We start from the raw sequence: 1,346 nt of genomic DNA, 5'->3' as shown, positions 1-1,346 counted from the left end.
TGTTCTAATAGGGATGTTAATGATTCGGCCGAAGTGTGGCCGTTGCTGATGGCGGCCTGCAGCCAGTAGCAGGCGGTTGGAACATGACAGCCGACACCTTGCCCGTGATAGTAAAAACAGGCGAGGTGGTATTGGGCGGAAGGATGGTTTTGTTCGGCAGCAATGGCGTACCAGTGTGCAGCCGCCCGAGGGTCTTGCGCTGTACCGAGGCCGTAATGGTAGATGCGGCCTAAGGCTGCCGCCGCGTTTTTATGGTGGAACTCGGCAGCTTCCATGTAATTCTTGCGCGCGGCATTGTAGTCGGCGGGACGGCCGATGGAGTAGGCTTGTGCTTCTGCCAAACGGTAGATGGTTTCGATTTGTTGCTGTTGCAGGGCAGCTGTTTTGATTTGTTCGTATTGTTGCGGATGGTACAGCGCGGCGTCGCTGATGAGTTTTTGTGCCGCGGCGGCAGAACCCAGCGCGGCGGCACGGTGGTAGTAATCGTGCGCGATATGGTTGTCGGCTTTGATGCCAAGGCCGTAGCGGTAGAGGTCGCCCATGATTTTCAGCGCTTCGGGATGGTCTTTCTCTGCAGCAGCTTTGGCGTAGCGTGCCGCTTGGAACGGGTCGCGTTCGGAAAGTTCGCCGGTCAGGGCGTATTGGGCCAGCTTGGCCTGTGCTTCCGCTTGTTCCTTATCGGCGGCACGACGATACCATTCTAAGGCTTCGGGTTTGCGTTGGGCGGCAAGAAGGTCGGCCAGCAGGGTTTGTGCGGCGATGTGGCCGGCTTGCGCGGCTTGTTCGAGATAATGTTCGGCTTGTGCGTGGTTTGGACTGACACCTGTGCCGTAGAAGTAGATTTGACCGAGTTGCCAGCAGGCGGCAGTTACGCCGAGCGCGGCCGCTTTTTCGTATTGTTCGATGGCTGTTTCAACGTCGCCTTGGCGTTGATGATGACGTGCCAGATGGTAATACGCAGGCGCGGCATATCGGGCAGCGGCAAGCTCTGCCCAGTAGAGCGATTGTGGATCGTTGCGTTGCGCGTGGTAACGCATGAGGATTAATTGGGCTTCGAAGTGACCTTGCTCACCCAGCCAGGCGTATTCGTTAAGAAGCTGTCCGGTCGGGGTGCCGTTGTATTCGCGTTGTTGCAGCAGGGAGAAGAGTGCTTTGGGATGGCGTTGGGCCGCGGCGGCTTCCAACCATGGAAGTGCCTGCTCCGGATGACCGTTTTGCAGCAGATAGTTGCCCAATACAAAAGCAGCTTCCGTATATCCCTGCTCTGCGGCCTGTTGCAGCAGGGGCAGGGCTTGGGCGGTATTGGATTGTTCCAAAAGGGCGGCGGCTTGCCGGTAGAGGATATC

At 57.7% G+C, this 1,346-nt stretch carries 1 protein-coding gene; it reads right to left on the bottom strand.

The genetic code is table 11. From position 1 onward, the window contains the following. Positions 1-1,346: hypothetical protein (locus ACTHS3_RS13340; protein ID WP_440368170.1), on the bottom strand; the 1,346-nt coding region annotated here is incomplete at both ends.

The organism is Neisseria sp. P0009.S007 (assembly GCF_051962515.1).
Note: the sequence above shows the minus strand (reverse complement) of the source record. Positions and strands in the feature narration are given on the sequence as shown.